Here is an 800-nt window from a genome sequence, read left to right as displayed (position 1 = left end):
TGCCTCCGATCGTATCGATAAAGGTAACGAAGCCGGAAAAATTCGTCTTCACGTAATAATGAACCGGAACCTGCAGCAAATCGCTGACGGCTTGAATCGCCGCCTCGGTTCCCGATTTCTTGCCGCCATCCATTTCAGCCACGAAATGCGCGTGGTTTATTTTCGTTAGGCCGATCCCGGGCAGCGGGACCCGGGTATCCCGCGGAACGGAAATGAGATGGACTTTTTTCTCGGCGGGAACGACATGAGCGAGAAGAATGACGTCCGTACGTGCGGTTTGGCCGCTGGTCGTATCCAATCCGAGTACCAGTGCGTTAAAGGCGGTCGATTCGTTCAGGTTTGCGTGTTGTACTAGCGTGTCGGCGGGGAGAGCCGCTGAAGCGGTTGAAGCCTCGGCAGCTGTCGGATCGTTCGGTAGAGACTGGGAATGACTCTGGGGATCTGTGGAGACGGCGGAGGAGGGTGCGGCGATAACCGGATGCGTTTTCATTTCAAAATGGCGGGCGGGCTCCAAATAACGGTATAATAGCCCGAGACCAGCCCCTGCGAATACGACAACGGTAAGCGCGTAGAGCTTCCATCGTTTCAAGTGAAATCACCTGGTTTCCTATAGAATATGATACAATATGTAACTATTAATGGATTATTAATACAAATTGTATCATAATATGAATTGTAAAAAAATATGATGCATAAAATGTTTGACTTCAGACTTGAACGATGATATGATACTCCTTGTCCCCTTGAAAGAGTTGCTTTTGGGCAGCCAGTCAAGGCAGGTAAATATGCGGTCGTGGCGG

The 800-nt window shown here is 50.0% G+C and carries 1 protein-coding gene; it reads right to left on the bottom strand.

What is annotated here, in order from left to right; translation table 11 throughout:
• Nucleotides 1–589, bottom strand: a 589-nt coding sequence (locus QJ48_RS39060) for an LCP family protein (protein ID WP_237763138.1), incomplete at its 3' end; no start/stop codon positions are given.
• Nucleotides 590–800 lie beyond the last annotated feature (211 nt).

Origin of the sequence: Paenibacillus sp. A3 (genome assembly GCF_001399685.1) — a bacterium.
Taxonomy (GTDB): Bacteria; Bacillota; Bacilli; order Paenibacillales; family NBRC-103111; genus Paenibacillus_G.
This window is presented reverse-complemented; position numbering and strand designations above follow the sequence as displayed.